This window comes from Bradyrhizobium sp. 172, assembly GCF_023101065.1.
In the GTDB taxonomy this organism is placed as follows: Bacteria; Pseudomonadota; Alphaproteobacteria; order Rhizobiales; family Xanthobacteraceae; genus Bradyrhizobium; species Bradyrhizobium canariense_D.
In genome coordinates this window covers 6,691,892-6,711,944 of sequence record NZ_CP064701.1, presented here as the reverse complement: position 1 = coordinate 6,711,944, position 20,053 = coordinate 6,691,892, and the positions used below count along the sequence as shown (strand labels likewise).

The window sequence follows — 20,053 nt, the reverse complement described above, 5'->3', positions numbered from 1 at the left end:
GGTTTAAACGTGAACGCTCCTGCTTGCATGCGACCGTCCTTGTTTCGCCCATCGAGCCGCCTGTCGGCAATTGGCATCTCGGAGATCCTCAAGATCACTGGGCTAGCAGCGGAACTGAAGCGCCAGGGCAGGAATGTCATCGTCCTTGGCGCAGGCGAGCCTGATTTTGACACGCCAGACCATGTAAAAGAAGCGGCATCGCGCGCAACGCAAGCCGGCGCGACGAAGTACACCGCTCTCGATGGAACGCCCGAACTGAAGGCTGCCATCCGGGCGAAGTTTGAGCGCGACAACGGCATCGCCTTCGCGCAAGAGGAGATCACAGTAACAGCCGGCGCGAAGCAGGTTCTGTTCAACGCCATGATGGCGACACTTGAGCCTGGTGACGAGGTCATCATTCCGACGCCGTACTGGGTGAGCTATGCCGATATAGCCCTGATCGCGGGTGGTAAACCCATATTGGTCCCTTGTCAGGAAGCCAACGGCTTCCGTCTGGTCGCTGACGACCTCGCCCGGGCGATTACGTCTCGCACTCGTTGGGTGATGCTAAATTCGCCGTCCAACCCGTCCGGCACAGCCTATTCGCAAGCCGACTATCGGCCTATCCTGGATGTTGTGGTCGATCACCCACACGTCTGGCTGATGGTGGATGATATTTACGAGCACATCGTCTACGATAATTTTCGTTTCGTGACCCCGGTCGAGATCGAGCCTGCACTACGTGACCGTACGCTTACGGTCAATGGAGTTTCGAAATCCTACGCGATGACCGGCTGGCGCATCGGCTACGGAGCGGGGCCGAGTGCACTCATTCGCGCCATGGCCGTCGTCCAGAGCCAATCCACGTCATGTCCTTCATCGGTCAGTCAGGCTGCCGCCGTTGCAGCTCTCAATGGACCTCAAGATGTCGTTCAAGAGCGATGCCGATCCTTCCAAGCGCGGCGCGACTTTGTGGTGGCAGCCTTGAACAGGATCGAAGGAATAAGCTGCAGGGTGCCTGAAGGCGCATTCTATACTTTCGCCGGTTGCGCCGGGCTGATCGGTCGGACCACACCGGGTGGTCAACGCATCGAAAGCGATACCGATTTCGCGGAATATCTGCTGCGCAGCGTCGGGGTCGCAGTTGTTCCCGGGTCTGCATTCGGACAGGGCCCATTCTTCCGGATTTCTTACGCCACTTCGGATTCCGAGCTAAAGGAGGCGTGTGCGCGAATTGCGTACGCGACAAGCCGGTTATCCTGACGCGTGGTCCTTGTGCGGCCTGGTGCAATGAACGCGCTCCAGTCTTCTGCTCCTCGCCCGAATGGCGGCGCGAGGTCGTCCCCTTGCTCCAGCAGTTCGAGCCATGTCACGCATAACGTTTGTGGCCCATTGTTTGGATTGGGAAATGAGGAGAGGAGAGAGCGAAGATGCGTTTCTGCACGCCTTGCTGCCTTGAACACTGGCGGTCTTTCGATCTCAGATCCCTCGCGGAGGAGATTGACGCGCACCCGCGTTTGTCCGGCCGAAGACCTCTGTTTCGTGCTCATCCCGGGAGAGAATATCGTCATAGGAAATAGCGATCCCTGACCCCGTCCCCCATAGGGAATTTTAGTAGATGAGTAAGAATGAAGCCGTCCGTTACTGCTGTTGAGTTGACAAGCAACTCAATGCAGTGAGGAGGTTAGAAGAGGTGTAGCAGATGCTGAGGGACGTGAAATCGCACGGGTTGTGGGAGCTGACAGCGCAGGCCGCGCCGAAAACAAGCCAGCTGGTTGGTCCCACGATCGCAGACGTCGTTGTAATCGGGGGTGGATATACCGGGCTCTCGTCAGCGCTTCACCTTGCCGAAGCAGGCGCACGCGTCGTTCTACTCGAGGCGAGAGAAATAGGGTTCGGTGGCTCCGGGCGGAATGTGGGGCTGGTGAATGCGGGCATGTGGGTCATGCCAGATACGCTTATGGACACCCTTCGCCCACCTTTCGGGGAGCGGTTGATCGAACTTCTCGGTCGCGGGCCCCAAAAGGTCTTTGAATTGATCGAGAAGTACGGCATCGAGTGTGAACTTGAACGGGCCGGTACCCTTCATTGTGCTGTCGGACGCAGCGGCTTGCGTGAGATCGAGACACGTGCCGAACAGTGGCAGAAGCGCGGTGCTCCGGTCGTTGTGCTCAATGCGGAGGAGACACGTAGAAAAATTGGAGGTGGCGACTACACCGGCGCGTTGCTCGACAAGCGCGCCGGGACTATACAGCCGCTTGCTTACGTGCGCGGCCTGTCGCGCGCGGCTCTTGCGGCAGGAGTAAAGATATTTACTCAAACCGAGGTCATCACAGCGCAGAACACCGGATCACGCTGGAGGATCGGCTCCGAACACGGATCGGTAGATGCAGAATGGGTAATCGTCGCGACCGATGCGTATGCAAGAGGACCATGGTCTCAGGTCCGACAGCAGCAGATCCATTTACCCTATTTTAACTTCGCGACCCGTCCTCTTTCAGACCATCTGAGGAAGGCGATTTTGCCCGAGCGCCAAGGTGCGTGGGATACCAAACAGGTCCTTTCTTCCTTTCGCTTTGATCGTTCTGGTCGCCTCGTATTTGGTAGCGTTGGCGCGCTCGAGGGCTTCGCTGCCTCGGTTCATCGGGCTTGGGCTCTACGATCGTTGGGCAGATTGTTTCCTGAACTCGGCGATGTCGAGCTTGAAACCAACTGGTTCGGCATGATTGGGATGACTGCAACCAATCTCCCCCACTTTCACAAGCTCGACCGCAATGTCATCGCTTTCAGCGGCTACAACGGACGTGGCATTGCACCAGGCACGGTGTTTGGCAGTGTGCTGGCGTCCTATATTCTGGGTCAGATCACTGAAAGTGACATGCCGCTACCGGTTGTTCCAATCGCAGAGCAACCGTTTCGAGCGGCCCGGGAGGCCTTCTATAAGATTGGCTCTCAGCTTGTTCACCTCACTGAAGGTTGGTTCTGACCAGCTTATGATTCTGAATGCAGACTATGCAGCATGGCGAGACATCCCTGAGCATCGACCAGGGAATACCTATGCGATTCCATCAGGAAGTACAGAGCAGGGAAGCAGGCCTCGCAAATTCCACGCTCGCGACGCCAATCGAACAAGCCGAGAAGGAGAGAGCCTTGTTACATTACTTTTCCGCCGCTGAAGTCGAAGCGGGCCTCGACTACCCGCGACTAATTGATGCGCTAAGCGAAGCCTTCCACCGCGGCGGCGAGGCTATGCCGGTAAGGCAAAGCTACGAGGTTGGAACGGCTTCAAATCCCGGACATCTGCTCACTATGCCGGCATGGGACCGTGGTAAGATGCTTGGTGTGAAGCTCGTAACGGTGTTTCCACAAAATTCGGCGCTGAATGTAGGTGCCGTCTCCTCACTATACGTCTTGTTCGATGGCGTTGCAGGCCAGCCTCGCGCAATAATCGATGGCGAAGCACTGACCAATCGCCGCACCGCTGCGGCCTCCGCGCTCGCTTCACGACATCTTTCGCGCCCCGACAGTCGCACGCTGCTGATGGTTGGTACCGGTCGGCTTGCCTCATATCTGCCTCTTGCCCATCGCGCGGTCCGGCCGATTGATAAAGTTGTTGTCTGGGGCCGCAGTTTGCATCGTGCTCAGATTGTTGCCGACATACTCGCCAGGCAAGGTCTTGACGCAATCGCAACTGCCGATCTGTCGTCGGCTGTGTCAACGGTTGATATCATCAGCTGCGCGACCACATCGCGCGACCCGCTTGTTGCTGGCCGGCACCTGAGGCCGGGAACACATGTTGATCTCGTGGGCGCCTTCACGCGGGAAATGCGCGAGACCGACGATGACGTGGTCTGCCGTAGTCGCGTCTTTGTCGACACGTATCCAGGAGCGCTCAACGAAGCCGGCGACTTGATCCAACCTATCGCGAGCGGTTGCTGGCACGCCGCCGACATTTGCGGCGACCTCCACGAGCTGACAAGCGGTGCAAGACCAGGGCGCCTTTCCTGCAACGAGATTACGCTTTTCAAGTCTGTTGGGGTCGCAGCCGAAGATCTTGCGGCCGCGAGCCTTCTTGTGGGCGACTGACGTTCGCTGGCAAGCTGATCGCTCGTACAACGTTTGCCGTGGTTGGAAGTTCTGCTCGATGTCTCGGCTTCCGTACTCATTCTAGCGGATAAGAACCGCTAGAGGGCGCTCCTCGCGTTCCAAACTTGTGGTCGATTGTGTCTGTGGCGCCACAGTCTCCTACGTCTCATCCTGGCCAGCGAATCGCGCGTCCATGAGCCGCGCCAAGAAGGGTGTTGGCGGGCCACTCGGATCGTACAGTGGACTGCCGGCTCATCCGATGTTTCGCGGGCGGTGTTAGTGTGCGGGAGGTTCTGCAAAAGCTGAGCGGCTGAAGATCATGGTGGTCCGGTGGTTGCGAAAATCACCGCTCGTAGAGGAGCAAGGACCACCATGACCGTGACGAAGATTAGGACGGATGTATCTGCCGTCAAACAGCTTTTGGCGTCGGACAAGGAGTTCCTCAAGTAACTGATCATCCGACTGGGCAAGATCGAGCTCAAGGTGCCGCAGGACGCCAGGGGCGGTTCTCGACCGAGTTGTTCGAGGGCTATCAGCGCTCTGAGAAGGGATGGTTGAGGCGCTGGCCGAGATGTACGTGCAAGGCGTCTCGACGCGGAAGGTGAAGCAGGTCATCGAGGAACTGGTGGACCATGCCTTCTCGGCCTCGACGATCAGCGCGATCAACAAGCGGCTGGATCCTCGCTGTAGGCGTTCTGCGAACGCAAGCTGAAGGTCGATCAGCGTCTTGACATCGGGGCCGATCTTGGCGGCTTCGGAACGAATGCGCTCATGGATCCAGTCGCGGTAGCGGCGATGTGTGCTCGGCATATGCTCGCGAATCGTGGTCGCACGATACGGCGGGTGCTGCGCAGATGCGACGCCACCCGCTTACCGCGGAGGAAGAGCTCGAGGGTCTTTTGGGTGATGCGAGCCTCGACCTCCTGATGCACGAGGTGGTGAGGGACGCTGTAGTAATGCTTGGTGATCTCGGCGTGATAATCGAGGTTGACCCGGCAGCGCTTCCACTCGGCATACTGGTACGGCTCATCCGGCAAGGGAGTGAGCGCCGGACGATCGAGCTCTTCGAACAGGTCGCGGCGACTTCGTCCCCAGCTGCGCAACGGTCGATCATTCAGGTCGACAAGGAGCGCGTGGATCGCCTCATTAAGGGAGGCGAGTGAGAAGAAGCGGCGGTTGCGCAAGCGCGCCAGAATCCATCGCCCGACGATTTGGACCCCGACTTCGACCTTGGCTTTGTCCCTTGGCCGATACGGCCGCGCCGGAACGATAGCGGTGCGGTAATGGCGAGCGAGATCGGCATAAGTCCGGTTGACCATCGGCTCGTGAAAGCAAGCCCGGGTAATGCCGGCCTTCAGATTGTCGCTCACCGTCTGTCGGGCCACGCCGCCGAAATAGGCAAATGCCCGAACGTGTGAGGCGATCCAGTCCGGCAGGCTTTGGCTCAGGCTGGCTTCGGCGTAGGTGTAGTTCGAGGCGCCGAGCACGGCGACGAAGATCTGCGCGCTGCGCACCTCGCCGGTGAGCCCGTCAACCACCTCCATGGTGTGGCCGGAATAGTCGACGAACAGCTTCTCGCCAGCGACATGAACCTGACGCAGCGTCAGCTTGAGGCGGCCGGCCCATTCCTTGTAGCGCTCGCAGAACCACGAATAGCTGAAGCTGTCGGAGTTTGCGTCGCAATATTCCTCCCACAACAACATCAGCGTGACGGGCGCCGCAGCTCGCGATGCACGAGCGCCCAATCGGGCTGTGGACGCTCGTCGCTGGGCCGATCGGATGGCGGCGGATATAGGCGGTGCTCGAGCCGGACATCGTCATCCAGCTCTGGCCGCAACGGCCAGGTCAGGCCGGCGCGGCGATTCGGTTAAGGTACTTGCTGACCGTGCCTTGGGCCAAGCCGAGGCTGCGGGCAACGGCGCGTTGCGACATGCCGACGCTGTAATGCAGGCGTAGAACTTCGCGAATGTGGCGCATGGACAGTCTCTCGGTCGGCATCTGGATCCTCTGAGGTTAGGCAAAAGACCAAGCTACCCGGGTTGCAGACTGTCAGCGGTGCACGCCTCCTGGTCGCCCCCGATCGTGATCGCTGGAAATGGTGATCACGATGCTCTGGAATGGGTGATCACGATGGCCTGGAATCGGTGATCACGATCGGCTGGAACGCGCATTCTAGATGAGACGTCCTTAGGGCAGAGCTCCGATCACTGAACGACAAAGCCGCAGTTCGCGCGCGCTTTGTCGTTGATGTCGGCAGCTTGGGTGCGTAGCATCTCCACCGCGCCACGATCCAGGTCTTAGTCGCTCTTCCAGCAGGGGAGTTCGAACGCGACCCAGATAGGTTGGTGCATTCACATTTCGCGAATCTTAGAACGAATCGAGCCGTGGCTAAAGCGTGAGCCCACCATCTATGACAATAGTCTGTCCTGTGATCATGGGCGCTGCAAAGCCCAGATATACAATCGTTTCGGCAATATCCTCGGGAACGCATCTGCGCTGCAGGGGAGTTCGCTCGATGGAGCTTTGCCTTTGCGCCTCCGTCCACTCGATCTGCCAGGTGCTATCAACCGCACCCGGCGCCACCGCGTTGATCCGAATCTCTGGTGCTAGACCTTGAGCAAGATGGCGCGTGATCGCAATGATACCGGCCTTGCTTGCCGCATAGGCCAAACTAGACCCTCTCGAGGTCAATGCTGACACTGATGCCAGGCTTACGACCGCGCCTCTCGATTGTCTCAAGGAAGGTGCAGCCGCGCGCGTGCATCGGAAAAGCCCGATGAGGTTCGTGTCCAGCACGGCCGACCACATCTCGTCAGTAATGAGGTCGAGCTCGGAAGACGAAACGGATTTCCGTGCTCCCGGCGTGCCGGCATTGTTAACGAGAAGGTCGAGCCCACCCATCTTGTCGACGGCAACATTTACGAGCTCTGCCTCTTTCCCATCACCTATGGCGCCAGGGACGCCGAATACGTCGTAACCATCCGCGCGGAGCTTGCTCACCTCCTCAGGCCCCCTTGGATCATCGGGAAGGTGATTCAGCGCAACGGTGCACCCTGCCTGTGCCAGCCGCTTCAAAGTCGCCAAGCCGATGCCTGACGCTGCACCGGTAACGAGCGCTCTACTTCCCGACAGTTCGTAGCGGATCATAGTCTCTCCTTTATTGCGTTCTCTCACAGCGAGCCCGGTGGCCGTGCCGCGAGGCTGGCCGAAGGGTGAACTCATTGACGGGATTTTTTATATCATATAAAAAGCTCGCGCAACGCGAGATACCTGTCGCGACAGTTGTCGTGGACAGATGGGTGCCGCTCGTGAGCCTATTTTCCAGGCGTAATCGACAAACTGACGGGGTAGAAATGGACAATCTGAAGTTGCTTTCGACAAATTCCGCGCTCGCCCCAGCCCGCCGAATGACCGGCGGGCGCTTCATTGCCGAAACCATCAAGGCCAAGGGTATCTCTCACGTCTTCTTCATGGATGCCGTTCTGCGGCGGGCGCTCACCGAGATGGAAGACCTCGGCATCAAGCGGATCCTCGGGCACTCCGAAAAGGGAATCGCGTATATGGCTGACGGCTATGCACGCGCGTTGCGCCGTCCTGCCGTCTGCATGGCGCAGTCCGTCGGAGCCGCCAATCTTGCCGCGGCTCTCCAGGAGTCCTGGTTTGCCTATTCGCCCGTTGTCGCGTTGACGGGGCGCCACGCGGCCAACTACCAGTACCGTAACGCGTATCAAGAACTGCCGCACGAGCCGCTTTATGCCTCCGTCACGAAGTTCAGAGGTCGGGTCGACGAGGTAGCGCAATTGCCTCATCTCCTGCGTCAAGCATTCAGGGAGGCGACCACCGGCGCCTCCCGCCCTGTCCATCTCGACATCACCGGCTATACGGGCGACATCGTCGGCGCCGCCGAATTCATGGCTTCCATTTTTCCCGAAGACACCTTCGCGAAGGTGCCGGCTTTCCGCCCCTCTCCGGACGCCAAATCGGTCGCTCGTGCTACGGCCGCGATAGCGGCTTCGGAACGCCCTGTGATTCTTGCAGGCGCCGGCTTAATGATGTCGGGCGCCGAAGGGGCCCTGAAGGCCTTCGTCGAGCACCACGGAATTCCAGTCGTCATGTCCCTTGATGCGAAGCACGCCCTTCCGGAGTTTCATCCGCAAAATGGTGGAGTGGCCGGGACCTACTCGCGGACCTGTGCAAACAAAATCCTGCACGATGCAGATCTTGTCATCTTCGTCGGCAGCGATACGGGGGACATGATCACGAATCACTGGAAGCTGCCGAGACCCGAGACGCAAATCGTACAGATCGACATCGATCCGGCGGAGCTTGGTCGCAACTTCCCCGAAGCGATCGGTGTACACGGTGATCCGAAGGCGGCTCTCGAGCGCCTTGCCTCGGAACTGCCATCCCGTGCACGGGGAGGTTGGCAGCGTAAGGTTGCTGATTACGTTGCCGAATGGCGGGCGGAAGCGGATATCGCCCGATCGTCTGACGCGACGCCGATCAGGCCGGAGCGTCTTTGCCGGGAGATCTCGGACTGGCTTCCGAAGAACGCAATGCTGGTGGCAGATACCGGCTACGCATCGCACTGGAGCGGGACGCTCGTCTATCTCACCGACCCGGCTCAGGGATACCTGCGAGCCGCTGGCTCATTGGGTTGGGCCTTTCCTGCTTCGCTCGGCGTCCAGTGCGCAATGCCAGATCGCCCCGTCGTCTGCTTAACCGGAGATGGTGGCTTTATGTATCATCTTCCCGAGCTGGAAACGGCCAGGCGCTATGGCTTTAACGTGATCACGATCGTGAACAACAATCATTGCCTTGGACAGGGTCGAAGAAACATCGACATCGCCTACGAAGGGAGGAAAGGCAATAAAGAGGAGATCTTTGCCTATCGAGACACGGATTTCGCGCAAATCGCGCGCGATTTCGACTGCTTCGGTGTGCGTGTTGAGAAGCCCGGTGACTTGGCCAAGGCATTTGACGACGCGCGCCGGTCCGGTAAGCCCGCGGTTATTGACGTGGTGACAGAGTTTGAGGCGCTCGCTCCGTTGCCCTGGACCCCGCCACCCGGAGGCTAGGCCGACCTGGCCCCGTTCAGACAGATGTTAAAGGGCCCGTGCGGCCCCTTTAAGCTTTTGTAGCTCACCTCGACCGTGGTACACGGTCGTGCCCACAGGAGCAGGTCTGCCCCGGGTCGCGCGGCGCCAAGAGAGGAACGAATAGAAAATGAGAAAGGCAGGATCTCGAGACGCAGAATTCTCTGCTTCCTCATCCACCTTCCTCATGCCAACCGACATCGATCGGCTGCACGTGGGGCGTGACAACTTACACGCGCGAGCATATTTCATGCTTCGGAAAGCTCTGATGGCTGGTCGGCTCCGGCCGGGTCAGCGGCTTCTTCTAAAGCCATTGGCCGAGGAACTTGGAGTTAGTGTCACGCCTGTCAGGGAGGCGCTTCTCCGCTTGGCGTCCGAGCGCGGCCTTGTTCCACATCAGTCTCGGACCATGATGGTTCCCGTCTTGAGTGTGGCCCGCTTCAGGGAAATCCGCGACATTCGAATTGAGCTGGAAGGCCGCGCCGCGGAAGCTGCGGCGAATAACATCTCGTCGCACGATGTCCTCGCCTTGGAGAAGATGCATGAGCAACTGATGCTCGCAAGACGCCAGCGCGATGTGCAGACCGTGCTCTCAATCAACGAAGAGTTTCATTTTAGGATCTACAGATCATCAGATTTGCCTGTGGTTTGCGGACTCATCGAAAGCCTGTGGGTTCAGATCGGCCCGCTTCTCACGCTGAACGATTTCAGTGAATCCGCAACCGCGAAGGATCATCCTCATCGGTCGATATTGACGAGCCTAGCGGCAAGAGATGGTGCAGGCGCGCGCCTTGCTCTCGCCAACGACATACTCTGGGCCAGCAGATACCTCGAGAAGGCCGTCGTCAGGCTGAATCAGCCCGCTGAAGACAAGAAGAAAATGCGAAGTTCGACCTCAACTGTCGGCGCAAACTGACGGCCAGCTCGATCAACTGGGCCGCTATTCGAGGGCACTTCCGTCGGGATGTGAACAAACACGCGCGTGAACGAATGCCGCTGCTTACAACCCCCATAGAGAAGCTCGAGAGATTTTGGTTGCCGTCAGACAGCGGCCTCACCTAAGCCAAGCGAGACAGTGGTGGTCTCGGCGGCTTCGGGCGGGGTCGGCCAGATCGCCGGCCAACTAGCCAAGCAGCGGGGCGCGGGTCATCGGGATTGGTGGCCGTGATGCCAAATGCAAGTTCGTGACCGAGGAATTGGGCTTCGACGCCTGCGTCTCCCACCTTTCGCCCAATCTGCCAGCGGATGTCGCCGCGGTTTGCCAAGCGGCGTTGACGCCTACTTCGAGAATGTGGGGCCAAGGTATTCGAGGCGGTGCTTCCGCTGTTCAATCAGGGCGCGCGGATGACCATCTGCGGCCTCATCGCGCACTATGGCGATGAGGACGGGGGCGTCGACAGGTGCGCAGCGCTGATGAAACTGGGCGAACCGATCTTCAAGGCGCGGGATGTGAGGGTAAGGAACCTCTCGGTCAGCGAGTTCGCGGCACAGCACGATGAGATGTCACGCACAAAGCCCGTCAGGTTCAATACACCAGGGGTAGTCGGGCGCTGCCGAGCTTGTTCTGCAGTACAATCCGGCCTTAATTTGGCGCCGATTGGGCTGGCACGGCGGTTGCTTTGCAATGCTGCAACACACGGACTGATTGGACGCAAACCCGCAAGAGGAGAGGTGCTCTCCTTCCCCGAAGCCCTGTGTCACCTTTGTGAGGCAAAAACAAGCTCGGGCATAAAGTCGCGTAATGTTTGCTTTGGAGAACAAGATGTCCTGCGCATCGAACTTCCGGCTGCTCCCATTAAAGTGGATCGCTGGCGGTAAGCGGAAAACTTGCTGATGGTCCTGACTAAGTTCCAGCCTAGGACAGAGGACATCGTTGAATTCTGGGCAAAGTTGGTGCAGCCATGTGCAGTGAGATGCCACGTCTGGGTAGCAGGAAGACAAATACAAAGAGGGCCAATTTGCCGAAAGTGCTCAACGGCTCTGGCGCAGCAGCGATGATCCGAAAGCCATCAATACGAGCGGATCGCGGAAAGCGAACGCGGAGCGTGCGACGAGCAGTGACCAAAGCCGATCTTTTCCAAACGAGCGTGCCGATGACCGGAGAATTAAGTGACGGCGCTTTCATGCGGCCGAAGAGGCAACTGCGATGATGCCGGACCCACCAACTTCCGCGTGCTTCGTGCCGATCTGCGGGTTCACTACCGCACGAGATGCGGACCGGTTTGCCGAACCATACGTCGATTGGCTTAGGGTTCAGACTCAATTGATCCAATAAGCGACGAGAGCGGCGAGGTGGACGGCGGCCAAGAAGTTTCTGGCAAGTTTGTCGTAGCGAGTAGCAACACGCCTGAAATCCTTGAGCCGGCAGAAACAGCGCTCGATAACATTGCGCCCTTTATAGAGGCGCTTGCTGAAGCTGTGGAGGGTTACCCGGTTGGATTTGTTTGGAATGACGGATTTCGCGCCGCGATTGACGATTTCAGCGCGAAAGCCGTCGCCATCGTAGCCTTTGTCCCCAATGAGGGAAGACATGGGCGGCGCGAGTTCAAAAGGGCCGGCCCTGCGGCAATGTCTGCGGCTTGTCCCGGAGTGAGATGAAATGCGCAAGGTTTGCAATCAGGGTCGCTCAGCGCGTGGATTTTCGTGGTCCGCCCACCGCGCGAGCGGCCGATCGCCTGTTCACACTCCCCCCTTTTCCGCCGCTCGCCGAGCGATGCGCTTTGATCGAGGTGGAGTCGATCGACAAAGCCACTCGGTCCTTGCCGCAGCGGGCGAGCGCTTCAAAGATCGCCTGCCAATGTCCGCGCTTAGCCCAGCGATTGAACCGATTGTAGATCGTCGTGTAAGGGCCATAGTCGGACGGGCAATCGCGCCAGCGTGCGCCGCACTGGAGCATGTGAATGATACCGCTGATAATGCGTCGATCGTCTTCGCGCGCCGGGCCGGTCTGGTTCGTTGGCAGATGCGGCTCTATCTGAGCCCACTGCTTGTCGTTGAGCCAGAACAGTCCTTTGCGCATCGAAGTCCCCCGTGCCGAATCAACTTGGCACCAGGGGATCAGAACTCGCTAATTAGGTACAGACCCTAAGACAGGTGTAATGGCCGAAGCGATGCGCGAACTTTTCGATCTGACAGAAAATCGGAATCTGTTGAGGAGCCCTCCTATGAAGAAAAACTCGCACAACAACTGTTGTCATTCGGCCAAGCAAGACAGTAGCTATGATGTGGTCGGTTCGATTGCAACGAATGTTGCTGACGGTTTCACGATGGTAGCAGTTGGCGACCTCCTCGTTACGCGGCCGCTAACCAAAGGTCAACATCCCGGCTTTGACACCATCATCAAAATACTTCATGATGCTGATGTTACATTTGGCAACATTGAAACCAACATCTTCGATATCCGATCGTTCAAGGGAAGTCCGCAAGCCGAGTATGGCGGTGCGTATGTCACTAGCCTACCTGAGCTTGGACCCGATTTGAAGGCGATGGGATTCAACATAGTGAGTCGTGCGAACAATCATTCGCTAGACTGGGGCGTCGAAGGCATGCGCGAGACGAGCCGCGTGCTTGATCAGAACGGCATCGTCCATGCAGGTGCTGGCGAGAACCTCGCACAAGCGGGCGCCGCTCGCTTTCTAGAGACCGCACGCGGTCGCGTGGCGTTGCTGTCGTTTGCTTCAACTTTCACTCCGTTGTCGCGTGCGGCCGATCCCGCCGGCGAAGCGCCAGGCAGACCGGGACTCAACGCTCTTCGTTTGGCGCGAAGCATCGTGGTCACGCCGGACATGCTCGAGAGCTTGAGGTTGATACGCAATGCGTTGCCCGGCTTTAGGCCCGGTGTTGAGGATCCAAGCCGGGTCGAGCTCGCGGGAGTGACATACAAGACCGGCGACAAGATCGGTTACACCTATGAAGCCGACCCGTGCGACGTTGCCGCAATTATGCGAAACGTTCGCCGAGGCAAGCAGTTCGCGGATTTCTGCATCGTCACAAACCACGGTCACGAGCCCGGCAATTGGAGTCAGGAACCACCTGATTATGCACAGTGGTTTGCGCATAGGCTAATTGATGCCGGAGCGGACGCATACGTCGTACATGGACCGCACCAGTTACGTGGCATCGAGATCTACAAGGGCCGGCCGATCTTTTACAGCCTTGGAAATTTCATCATGGACAACCTCCATACCCCGGCTGGTGCGGACATGTTCACCGCTTACGGTAAGGACCCGCGGGTTGACACGGACGCTGAGGTGACCGTCGAAGAGATGGCAAGAGGATACGAGACAGATCCAGGATTATCCGATCCGATCTTCTATGAGAGCATTGTCACCATCATCCGATTTGAGCAGAACCAGCTTGCTGAATTACGACTTTATCCGATCGAGCTCGGTCGCTCGATGAGGTTTGCCAACAGGGGTATCCCGCGGGTCGCCCCCACGCCGCAGGGGAAGGCCATTCTAGACCGCTTACAGACGCTCTCGAAGCCGTTTGGGACCCGGATCGCTATCGCAAAGGATGTTGGCGTCATCAGACCGGGGCCCAGCTCGCGGCGATGATGCGGCTCGGATTCGTGGATGGGCTGCTTGAACCAACGGACTCGATCTCGATAGCCACCAATGCCAAATTGGCGGACCGGGAGTGAATGATGGTTATTAGGAGACAGTTTTTGGAGCGGCTTGCATCCCGGCAAGAATTGTTGGTCTTGCGGTTTCGGGCACCAGCTCGTTGATCGCCGGCCGCGCGGTCAACGCGCATTTCACGCCTGAAGTCGAGCAGCTCTATGAAGGCCGTCAACTATTCAGCTGACGACCAATTGTCATCCGGTCCCCGCTCGGCGCTCTGGCTGCAGCCGTATGGGTCTGGTTGGTCGTTGGCGCCTGATTGCTTGCTGCCGAGGCCGGGCGAACTTCCCATCGATGAGCGAATAAGCCCGCAAGGCGTTGACGGGGAGGACTGCGAGGGTGAGATGGCGACGGCGGAATTTCGGCGCTGCTGGAAGGGCTTGATTGGCGGTACGTCCACGGGCCACGAGTAAACGGGAGTCCCGACGCAAACGGGATAATGTTGGCAAGCTGCGGCGAACTAAATGAGGGGTCTCGGGGGGGCGCGTCGCCCGGTGGTTGCGAAATTGCTCTGATGGTATGTGAGTGTCGGAACGGTGGGGTTCGAGGGTTGGAACGACTGAAGCTGTGTCGAAAGCGCGCGATGATGCGCATGACGCCACCACAATCAGGACAGGCGGGAACCTTGGCCGACGTCAGAGCGTCCGAATTCACACGCGACGGCTCGCCATCGTTTGGCGCTGTCCGCTTACGATCGAGAAGTTTGCGGCAAAGGGCGAGTTTGGCAGCGCGATGGCCGTTGGCCATGAAGCCGAAGTGGCGGATGCGATGGAAGCCATCGGGCAGCGTGTGAAGAAGGATGCGGCGGATGAACTCGTCGGGCTTGAGGATCATGATCTTTGTCGCGCTGTTCTGGCGGTAGTCCTTCCATGAGAAGGCGACTTGATCTTCGTCGAGGGCGACGAGCCGGCTGTTGGCGATGGCGACGCGATGGGTGTAGCGGCCGAGATAGGCCAACACCTGTGCGGGCCCGCCGAAGGGCCGCTTGGCGTAAACAACGATGCGTCGCATGGCGTCGACGTGGGCCGCAAAGGCAGCCGGCTCGGCCAGAGCTCCGAGATCGCCGAAGAAACAAGGCACCGGAGTTGAAGGCTGCCGACAGACGTTTGAGATAAGTGTGCGAAATAGTCTGGACAACGGTTTGACGGCCAGGAAGAAGTTCGGTCGGCAAGCGATCCAGCGCGCGCCATCGGGCGAGAGGCCGCCACCCGGAACGACGCAATGGACGTGGGGATGATGCATCAGCGCCTGTCCCCAGGTGTGGAGGACGGCGACGCCGCCGATCGCACCGCCGAGCCGGCGTGGATTGGCGGCGAGCGTCGTCATCGCCTCGGCGGCAGCCTTGAACAGGATGGCATAGACGACGGCCTTGTTCTGGAAAGCGATCGCGGCGATCGGTGCGGGAAGTGTAAAGACAACGTGGAAATAGGGAACCGGAAGCAGCTCGGCTTGACGCGCGGCGAGCCACGCGGCTCGGGCTGTCCCCTGACACTTCGGACAGTGCCGATTGCGGCAGGTAATGGGCGTCACCCATTACCTGCCTTATGGGCAAAGCCGGTAATGGGGAGCTGGCAATCGCGATCACCGTATTGTCCTGTGTATTGCCGCGCTCGAGCTCTCCATTACGAGGTACGCCTGAGGAGTTCGATCAGCTGGTCGGTGGGCTGGAAGACGCCGCGCCGCAGGTGGGGCGGCACGATCGCCTCCATCGCATCGAGCTTCTCGGTCGGATCGCCGCGCGTGTAGACCTCGGTGGTCGTCAGCGTAGCGTGGCCCAGCCACAGCGACACCTTCCGGATGTCCCCGGTCGCTTGCAGAACGACCATCGCGCAGGTGTGCCTGAGCACGTGGGGCGAGACGCGTTTCCTGGCGAGACCGGGTTGCTTGCGAGCCGCAGTCGCGGCGTGCTGCCTGAGCAGATAGGCAAAGCCCCATCGGCTCAGCGGCTCACTGCGGGCGTTGACGAACACCTCGGGTGTCGCGACCTGCCCGCGGATGGCCAGCCAGGCACGCAGTGCAGCGGCCGCCGGCTTCCACAACGGCAGCGTCCGCTCCCGGCGTCCCTTGCCGAGCACGCGGATGCTCATCGAAGGCAGGTCGATGTCATCGACCTTGAGGCCCGTCAGCTCGGAGACGCGCAGCCCTGCGCAGACGGCCACGTGCAGCATTGCGCGATCGCGGATGCCATCGCGGGTCGCCGGATCGGGGCGTCGAGCACGGCTTGGAGCTCTTCGCGCAGAAGGTAGGGCACCAGGCGCGTGTCAGTTTTCTTCAACGGGATCGCCAGTACACGGCGGATCTGCGCTCGAGCGCTGCCGGCTGCCGGGCCCGCGCCTTGCTCGGCCATGACATGGCCGATGTGAGCCGCCGCTCGCAAATAGCGTACCGCTGTCGCGGGGCCATAGCCCTGCTGCTCCAGCGCCGCTGCAAACCCGTCAAGTAAGGCCCGCTCGGCCCACTGCGCAGATGCCCCAGCATCTTCGCTGCCGAGAAGTACGTCTCCAACATGTCCGTCTCCGTATGTGACCGGCCATCAGTGGCCAACCCAACGGGGCCGCACGGGCGACTTGTAATGGAGAGCTCGAGAGCGGCAACACACAGGACAATACGGTGATCGCGATTGCCAGCTCCCCATTACCGGCTTTGCCTATAAGGCAGGAATTATAGGCAACGCGTGTCGTGCCGCAGTCGTCGCAAGCCTCCATGGGCCGCCGAGCGCCTCGATCCGGCACGCAACGATCTCGCTCATCGCGCGCCGCTCGACCCGCCCCAGATGACCGGCATGTACCCGACGATAGGTGTCGCCATGCCGGCGCAGAATATCGGCAATCTCGATGGCGGGCCTGTTGGAGCGGCTGTCGGGGCGGATCATCACCCGCATTCCGCCGCGGATCATCGAGGTGGCGTCACCTCCAGCGACAGGCAAATTGTTGTGCCCGAGCAAGACCTGGATGATCCGGATATCGGTTCCGTTCTCGAGAAGATGCGTCGCGAAGCTGTGGCGCAGCGTGTGGAGCGTGACGCTTGGTCAGGCCCGCAGCCTTCACCGCCGACCGACACGCGGCGTGCAACACGGTCCGATCGATCGGATGATCTTCGTCACGACCAGGGAACAGACAAAGCCGCGGCCGGGCGAGCCGCCAGTAGGTGCGCAGGATGCCCAGCAGCTGGGGCGACAGCATCACGTTGCGATCCTTCGCGCCCTTGCCGTGGCGCACCTGGATGACGCCGCGGGCGCTGTCGATGTCTTCGATCCGCAGTCCCGCGACTTCGCCTGAGTCCGGCCGCATAGGCCGTGGTGAGCGCGGCGCGGCTCTTCAGGTTGGACACGGCCTCGAGAAACTGAACCACTTCGTCGGCGCTGAGCACGACTGGCAGCTTGCGCGGTTCTCGCGCATAGGGAATGCGCTCCGGGATGGGCGCCTCGCCGAGCGTGACGCCGTAGAAAAACCGTAGCGCACAGACGATCTGGTTCAGCGCCGGCCATGAGATTCCGGTCGAGACCAGATGCACCTGGAAGGCGCGGACGTCTTCCAGTTCCAAACGGTCAGGCGATCGGCCAAAATAGCGGCTGAACTTCGAAACCGCGCTGATGTAGGATCGTTGCGTCGCCGGCGATAGATTGCGGGCGGTCATGTCTTCGATCATGCGGCGGCGAAGAGGACTCAAATCGGCCATCTCGATACTCCTGTCTGAGGGGTGGGCTCCAACACCCACATCCTCTCAGCCAGGAGGCGATCTACGCCACCTTGCCCCTTAAGCCGCGGCAGCGGCTTCGTTCAATCCCAGGATGCACACGTACTTGCGACCAAATCAATCGTGTCATCATCAAGAACAATACTTCTTAAAGTGAGCGATGATTAGCTCCGCAACCTGGTCCGACCGCTTTATTCCAGAGAGCAAGCGCTCATCGTACAGCCCTCCCGGGTTTACGACATTAAATTCTAGTATATACGGATAAGCCATATCTACCCCTACGAAGTTGATTCCATGTGCCATCAGCTTTCGACCACTCAACTCGGCGAGCTCGATTTCACCGGAATGCAATTCGACTGAAATCGGCTTTCCTCCTTGCGTTATATTCGATCTGTGATCGTCAGGAGGCACTTGCCTACCATGCCAGGCGACCGCTTTCCCGCAGGCAACTATGATACGCTTTTCGCCTTGGGTTACTTCCGGAATGAACTGCTGGAGAATAGCGTACTTAGCTTTGAAGCCGCCTAGCCCATAGCCGAGTTCGTGTTGTGCGACGGTGTTTCCGGTGAGGCTTTGGAGGATTGTTCGAGCATTTGGTCCGTTTGGAGGAAGTAAGAAGACGTTTTGCCCGCAAAAAGCATTCGGCGGCTTGGCAACCCACCACTGATCTGAGGCTTTCCGATAGCGTTCCCAAAGCAACGAGAAATCGCTCGATATATGTGAAGAAGCCCTGTTCTTTTTTGGCAACACATAGCCCAAAGCATGTTTTGTATTTAGAAACATCATGCCTTCAATGCTGTTGACAAAGGCGGTATGTTGGGAGGCTAGCCACAGCATTTGCCAGACATCGCGGGCTACACAATCCTGCGGCTCGCTCATGACCCAGATCAACTGGCATTCGTCAAGAAAATATACGCATCGAGTGCCCGGTGCCGCAGAGCCGGGATAGTACGATTCGCCGCTTGGCGGTGCCAGCGCTCCTTGTGTGAAACAACGGTAGTCATCTGCCCCAATAGCATTGACATCGCCAAATATCACTTCGCAGCCGAAACGACGGAACGCATCACCGATTTCTGCATCATTTTCACTTAAGTAGTCGAGGCGGCTTGTGAGTATGAGCAATTTCATCACCTTCTCCTCGCAGATCGGAAACCAGATTGAGCTACACGTCTCGAGCAAGATTTCGAGATGGTTGTCTGCCGTCGGTACATTAGGCCTTTTTCGAAATCACCTCAGTTCGCGCATCCGCGAGAATGTGCTCTGGGTGACATTCGGGGTCCTAGTTGGCGCATCACTGATGCGTGCTGCATGCTAGTAGCAACTTCCGTGCCAGCGTCGATTTCGGTCTCTAAGTTGCTGATTGTCATCTAAGAAACTCGGCATCCAGGCAAAGACGTCATGTGTTTTGAACCTGGCAGACGTGTGACGTTGTCGTAAGCCGGACAACGATTACAAGCCTTTCAGTGGAAGAACGGAGCGCCGTCATTCGCGGTGCTACACGCCACCTATGCGGCGCCATCTTCACGAGAACGACAATGCAGATTGGTATGACCACCATCCGTGACTTGCCACTCACTGTTCATCCCGCGGTCATTAGAGACGCGGAGTTTTGTGCGTGCAGGTATCGCAATAGACGATCGAGTTGCGCAGCCGATCGTCCGTTGCGGTGAGGTGAGCAGCATAGACTGCGGGAGTTAGCTATTTCAGCGACGAATAGGTGAGCCTAGGTTTGTAGTCCACGACCCAATTAATACATTCCTCGCGCGTCGTTGAGGTCGAAGAACAGGAGTCGTCAAGCAGTTCATCTCATCCGGCGCCCGCAGCCGTTCCTCGCCCATGCGATTTCGCCGGCTCGTCAGCAACGAGCGATCGAACACCAGCCGGTGCTGGAAAAACTCCTTGCCGCAGAAGAACTGGTAGTAGTGGCAGGCGCGAGCCGCGCGCTCTGTCGGGTGTGCGACCTCATAGAAGCCGGATTGAACGAAGCCGCGGAGTTGTGGGCGCTATGGGGATAGTGCAGCCGGTGCGGCTGCGGGAGAGGCGCGCCTGTGGTCGCCGCGCGTCGATGAAACATTCATCGGATGTGAGTGGCCCGATTGATCGGGCAAAGGGCGCGATCCAGCGAGCGATTTGCTGCGCTGGGATGCGTTGACCTTGCCCCTCGGGCTTAATCCAGTTTGAAGTTCGTTCTGGCCCAAGCCGGGGGCCAGAGCATGAAGCGCAAGGGGTTTACGGAAGAACAGATCATCGGGATTTTGAAGGAGCACGAAGCGGGGATTCCGGTCGCCGATCTCTGCCGCAAGCATGGTGTAAGCGACGCCCTCCGAGACGTCCATCCCGCCGAACCTGGATCCGCGCGTGCCGTTCCCAGATAAATGGTTCGGGCTCGAGCCCGCTTTTTTGCACAGGGTTTACGGCGCGCACGCCGCATTGTCCAACATGGCGTCTGCCAGAAGCCGCTTCAGCTTCGTGTTCTCGTCTTCCAGCGACCGCAGTCGCTTGGCCAGATGAAGGAAGTCGACCGGCAGATTGAAGCCATCGAGCGAGAGTTGGCTCAGATTCAGAGAGCGCATC

Annotated in this window: 13 protein-coding genes and 6 pseudogenes; 8 read left to right on the top strand and 11 right to left on the bottom strand. The window is 59.0% G+C overall.

The features are described 5' to 3' along the window. Positions 1 to 27: 27 nt before the first annotated feature. From IVB07_RS31965 to IVB07_RS31950, 4 genes and pseudogenes are all read left to right on the top strand, one after another. Positions 28 to 1,242: a pyridoxal phosphate-dependent aminotransferase gene (locus IVB07_RS31965; RefSeq protein ID WP_247767821.1), complete on the top strand. Its 1,215-nt coding sequence runs from the start codon at positions 28 to 30 to the stop codon at positions 1,240 to 1,242. Positions 1,243 to 1,681: 439 nt separating this feature from the next. Further along, positions 1,682 to 2,965 carry an FAD-binding oxidoreductase gene (locus tag IVB07_RS31960; RefSeq protein WP_247766910.1) on the top strand — a complete coding sequence of 428 codons (1,284 nt, stop codon included), beginning with the start codon at positions 1,682 to 1,684 and terminating at the stop codon, positions 2,963 to 2,965. A gap of 71 nt (positions 2,966 to 3,036) precedes the next feature. Further along, complete coding sequence (locus IVB07_RS31955; RefSeq protein ID WP_247766908.1) at positions 3,037 to 4,065, top strand: ornithine cyclodeaminase family protein; 1,029 nt, start codon at positions 3,037 to 3,039, stop codon at positions 4,063 to 4,065. Positions 4,066 to 4,503: 438 nt separating this feature from the next. Then, positions 4,504 to 4,744 (top strand): annotated as a pseudogene (locus IVB07_RS31950) (transposase); the annotation flags it as partial. Positions 4,745 to 4,784: 40 nt separating this feature from the next. Here IVB07_RS31950 and istA read toward each other — a convergent pair. The 3 genes from istA to IVB07_RS31935 all read right to left on the bottom strand — a co-directional run bounded on the left by istA (position 4,785) and on the right by IVB07_RS31935 (position 7,212). Next, positions 4,785 to 5,768, bottom strand: a complete 984-nt coding sequence (gene istA, locus IVB07_RS31945) for an IS21 family transposase (RefSeq protein ID WP_247766906.1) — start codon at positions 5,766 to 5,768, stop codon at positions 4,785 to 4,787. A gap of 142 nt (positions 5,769 to 5,910) precedes the next feature. Beyond that, complete coding sequence (locus tag IVB07_RS31940; protein WP_247766898.1) at positions 5,911 to 6,042, bottom strand: sigma factor-like helix-turn-helix DNA-binding protein; 132 nt, start codon at positions 6,040 to 6,042, stop codon at positions 5,911 to 5,913. Positions 6,043 to 6,453: 411 nt separating this feature from the next. Further along, positions 6,454 to 7,212 carry an SDR family oxidoreductase gene (locus IVB07_RS31935; RefSeq protein WP_247766896.1) on the bottom strand — a complete coding sequence of 253 codons (759 nt, stop codon included), beginning with the start codon at positions 7,210 to 7,212 and terminating at the stop codon, positions 6,454 to 6,456. A gap of 206 nt (positions 7,213 to 7,418) precedes the next feature. Here IVB07_RS31935 and IVB07_RS31930 point away from each other — a divergent pair, with 206 nt between their 5' ends. Both IVB07_RS31930 and IVB07_RS31925 read left to right on the top strand, forming a co-directional pair. Beyond that, a complete protein-coding gene (locus tag IVB07_RS31930) occupies positions 7,419 to 9,143 on the top strand; it encodes a thiamine pyrophosphate-binding protein (protein ID WP_247766893.1) in 1,725 nt (574 codons plus the stop codon). Positions 9,144 to 9,570: 427 nt separating this feature from the next. After that, entirely contained in the window at positions 9,571 to 10,077 is a 507-nt protein-coding gene (locus tag IVB07_RS31925; RefSeq protein WP_247766891.1) for an FCD domain-containing protein, read from the top strand. A 1,343-nt stretch (positions 10,078 to 11,420) separates the two neighbouring features. Here the strand turns inward: IVB07_RS31925 and IVB07_RS31920 are convergent. Continuing rightward, positions 11,421 to 12,180: pseudogene (locus IVB07_RS31920) on the bottom strand (IS5 family transposase). 145 nt (positions 12,181 to 12,325) lie between these two features. On the opposite strand from IVB07_RS31920, the gene IVB07_RS31915 reads away from it, so the two are divergent. After that, the gene (locus IVB07_RS31915; RefSeq protein ID WP_247767820.1) at positions 12,326 to 13,717 is read left to right on the top strand and encodes a CapA family protein; all 1,392 of its coding nucleotides are present in this window, start codon (positions 12,326 to 12,328) and stop codon (positions 13,715 to 13,717) included. Positions 13,718 to 14,353: 636 nt separating this feature from the next. On the opposite strand, the pseudogene IVB07_RS31910 reads toward IVB07_RS31915, so the two are convergent. The 6 genes and pseudogenes from IVB07_RS31910 to IVB07_RS31885 form a co-directional block, all read right to left on the bottom strand. Further along, positions 14,354 to 15,301 (bottom strand): annotated as a pseudogene (locus IVB07_RS31910) (IS91 family transposase); the annotation flags it as partial. Between the two features lie 104 nt (positions 15,302 to 15,405). Next, the gene (locus tag IVB07_RS31905) at positions 15,406 to 15,951 is read right to left on the bottom strand and encodes a tyrosine-type recombinase/integrase (RefSeq protein ID WP_247766889.1); all 546 of its coding nucleotides are present in this window, start codon (positions 15,949 to 15,951) and stop codon (positions 15,406 to 15,408) included. A 479-nt stretch (positions 15,952 to 16,430) separates the two neighbouring features. Further along, a complete protein-coding gene (locus IVB07_RS31900) occupies positions 16,431 to 16,655 on the bottom strand; it encodes a hypothetical protein (RefSeq protein ID WP_247767841.1) in 225 nt (74 codons plus the stop codon). A gap of 51 nt (positions 16,656 to 16,706) precedes the next feature. Further along, positions 16,707 to 17,461, bottom strand: a pseudogene (locus IVB07_RS31895) (site-specific integrase); the annotation flags it as partial. Between the two features lie 150 nt (positions 17,462 to 17,611). Beyond that, positions 17,612 to 18,607: a RimK family alpha-L-glutamate ligase gene (locus IVB07_RS31890; RefSeq protein WP_247766887.1), complete on the bottom strand. Its 996-nt coding sequence runs from the start codon at positions 18,605 to 18,607 to the stop codon at positions 17,612 to 17,614. 496 nt (positions 18,608 to 19,103) lie between these two features. Next, positions 19,104 to 19,228 (bottom strand): annotated as a pseudogene (locus IVB07_RS31885) (IS3 family transposase); the annotation flags it as partial. Positions 19,229 to 19,692: 464 nt separating this feature from the next. On the opposite strand from IVB07_RS31885, the pseudogene IVB07_RS31880 reads away from it, so the two are divergent. Further along, a pseudogene (locus tag IVB07_RS31880) lies at positions 19,693 to 19,800 on the top strand (transposase); the annotation flags it as partial. 90 nt (positions 19,801 to 19,890) lie between these two features. Here the strand turns inward: IVB07_RS31880 and IVB07_RS40600 are convergent. Beyond that, positions 19,891 to 20,052: a hypothetical protein gene (locus tag IVB07_RS40600; protein WP_249812520.1), complete on the bottom strand. Its 162-nt coding sequence runs from the start codon at positions 20,050 to 20,052 to the stop codon at positions 19,891 to 19,893. Position 20,053 lies beyond the last annotated feature (1 nt).

What these genes read in the sequence shown, in the direction of transcription:
- IVB07_RS31965 (WP_247767821.1), top strand. Translation starts at nt 28, where the DNA reads ATGCGACCGTCCTTGTTTCGCCCATCGAGCCGCCTGTCGGCAATTGGC.
- IVB07_RS31960 (WP_247766910.1), top strand. Translation starts at nt 1,682, where the DNA reads ATGCTGAGGGACGTGAAATCGCACGGGTTGTGGGAGCTGACAGCGCAG.
- IVB07_RS31955 (WP_247766908.1), top strand. Translation starts at nt 3,037, where the DNA reads ATGCGATTCCATCAGGAAGTACAGAGCAGGGAAGCAGGCCTCGCAAAT.
- istA (WP_247766906.1), bottom strand. Translation starts at nt 5,768, where the DNA reads ATGTTGTTGTGGGAGGAATATTGCGACGCAAACTCCGACAGCTTCAGC.
- IVB07_RS31940 (WP_247766898.1), bottom strand. Translation starts at nt 6,042, where the DNA reads ATGCGCCACATTCGCGAAGTTCTACGCCTGCATTACAGCGTCGGCATG.
- IVB07_RS31935 (WP_247766896.1), bottom strand. Translation starts at nt 7,212, where the DNA reads ATGATCCGCTACGAACTGTCGGGAAGTAGAGCGCTCGTTACCGGTGCA.
- IVB07_RS31930 (WP_247766893.1), top strand. Translation starts at nt 7,419, where the DNA reads ATGGACAATCTGAAGTTGCTTTCGACAAATTCCGCGCTCGCCCCAGCC.
- IVB07_RS31925 (WP_247766891.1), top strand. Translation starts at nt 9,571, where the DNA reads ATGATGGTTCCCGTCTTGAGTGTGGCCCGCTTCAGGGAAATCCGCGAC.
- IVB07_RS31915 (WP_247767820.1), top strand. Translation starts at nt 12,326, where the DNA reads ATGAAGAAAAACTCGCACAACAACTGTTGTCATTCGGCCAAGCAAGAC.
- IVB07_RS31905 (WP_247766889.1), bottom strand. Translation starts at nt 15,951, where the DNA reads ATGCTGCACGTGGCCGTCTGCGCAGGGCTGCGCGTCTCCGAGCTGACG.
- IVB07_RS31900 (WP_247767841.1), bottom strand. Translation starts at nt 16,655, where the DNA reads ATGATCCGCCCCGACAGCCGCTCCAACAGGCCCGCCATCGAGATTGCC.
- IVB07_RS31890 (WP_247766887.1), bottom strand. Translation starts at nt 18,607, where the DNA reads ATGAAATTGCTCATACTCACAAGCCGCCTCGACTACTTAAGTGAAAAT.
- IVB07_RS40600 (WP_249812520.1), bottom strand. Translation starts at nt 20,052, where the DNA reads ATGCGCTCTCTGAATCTGAGCCAACTCTCGCTCGATGGCTTCAATCTG.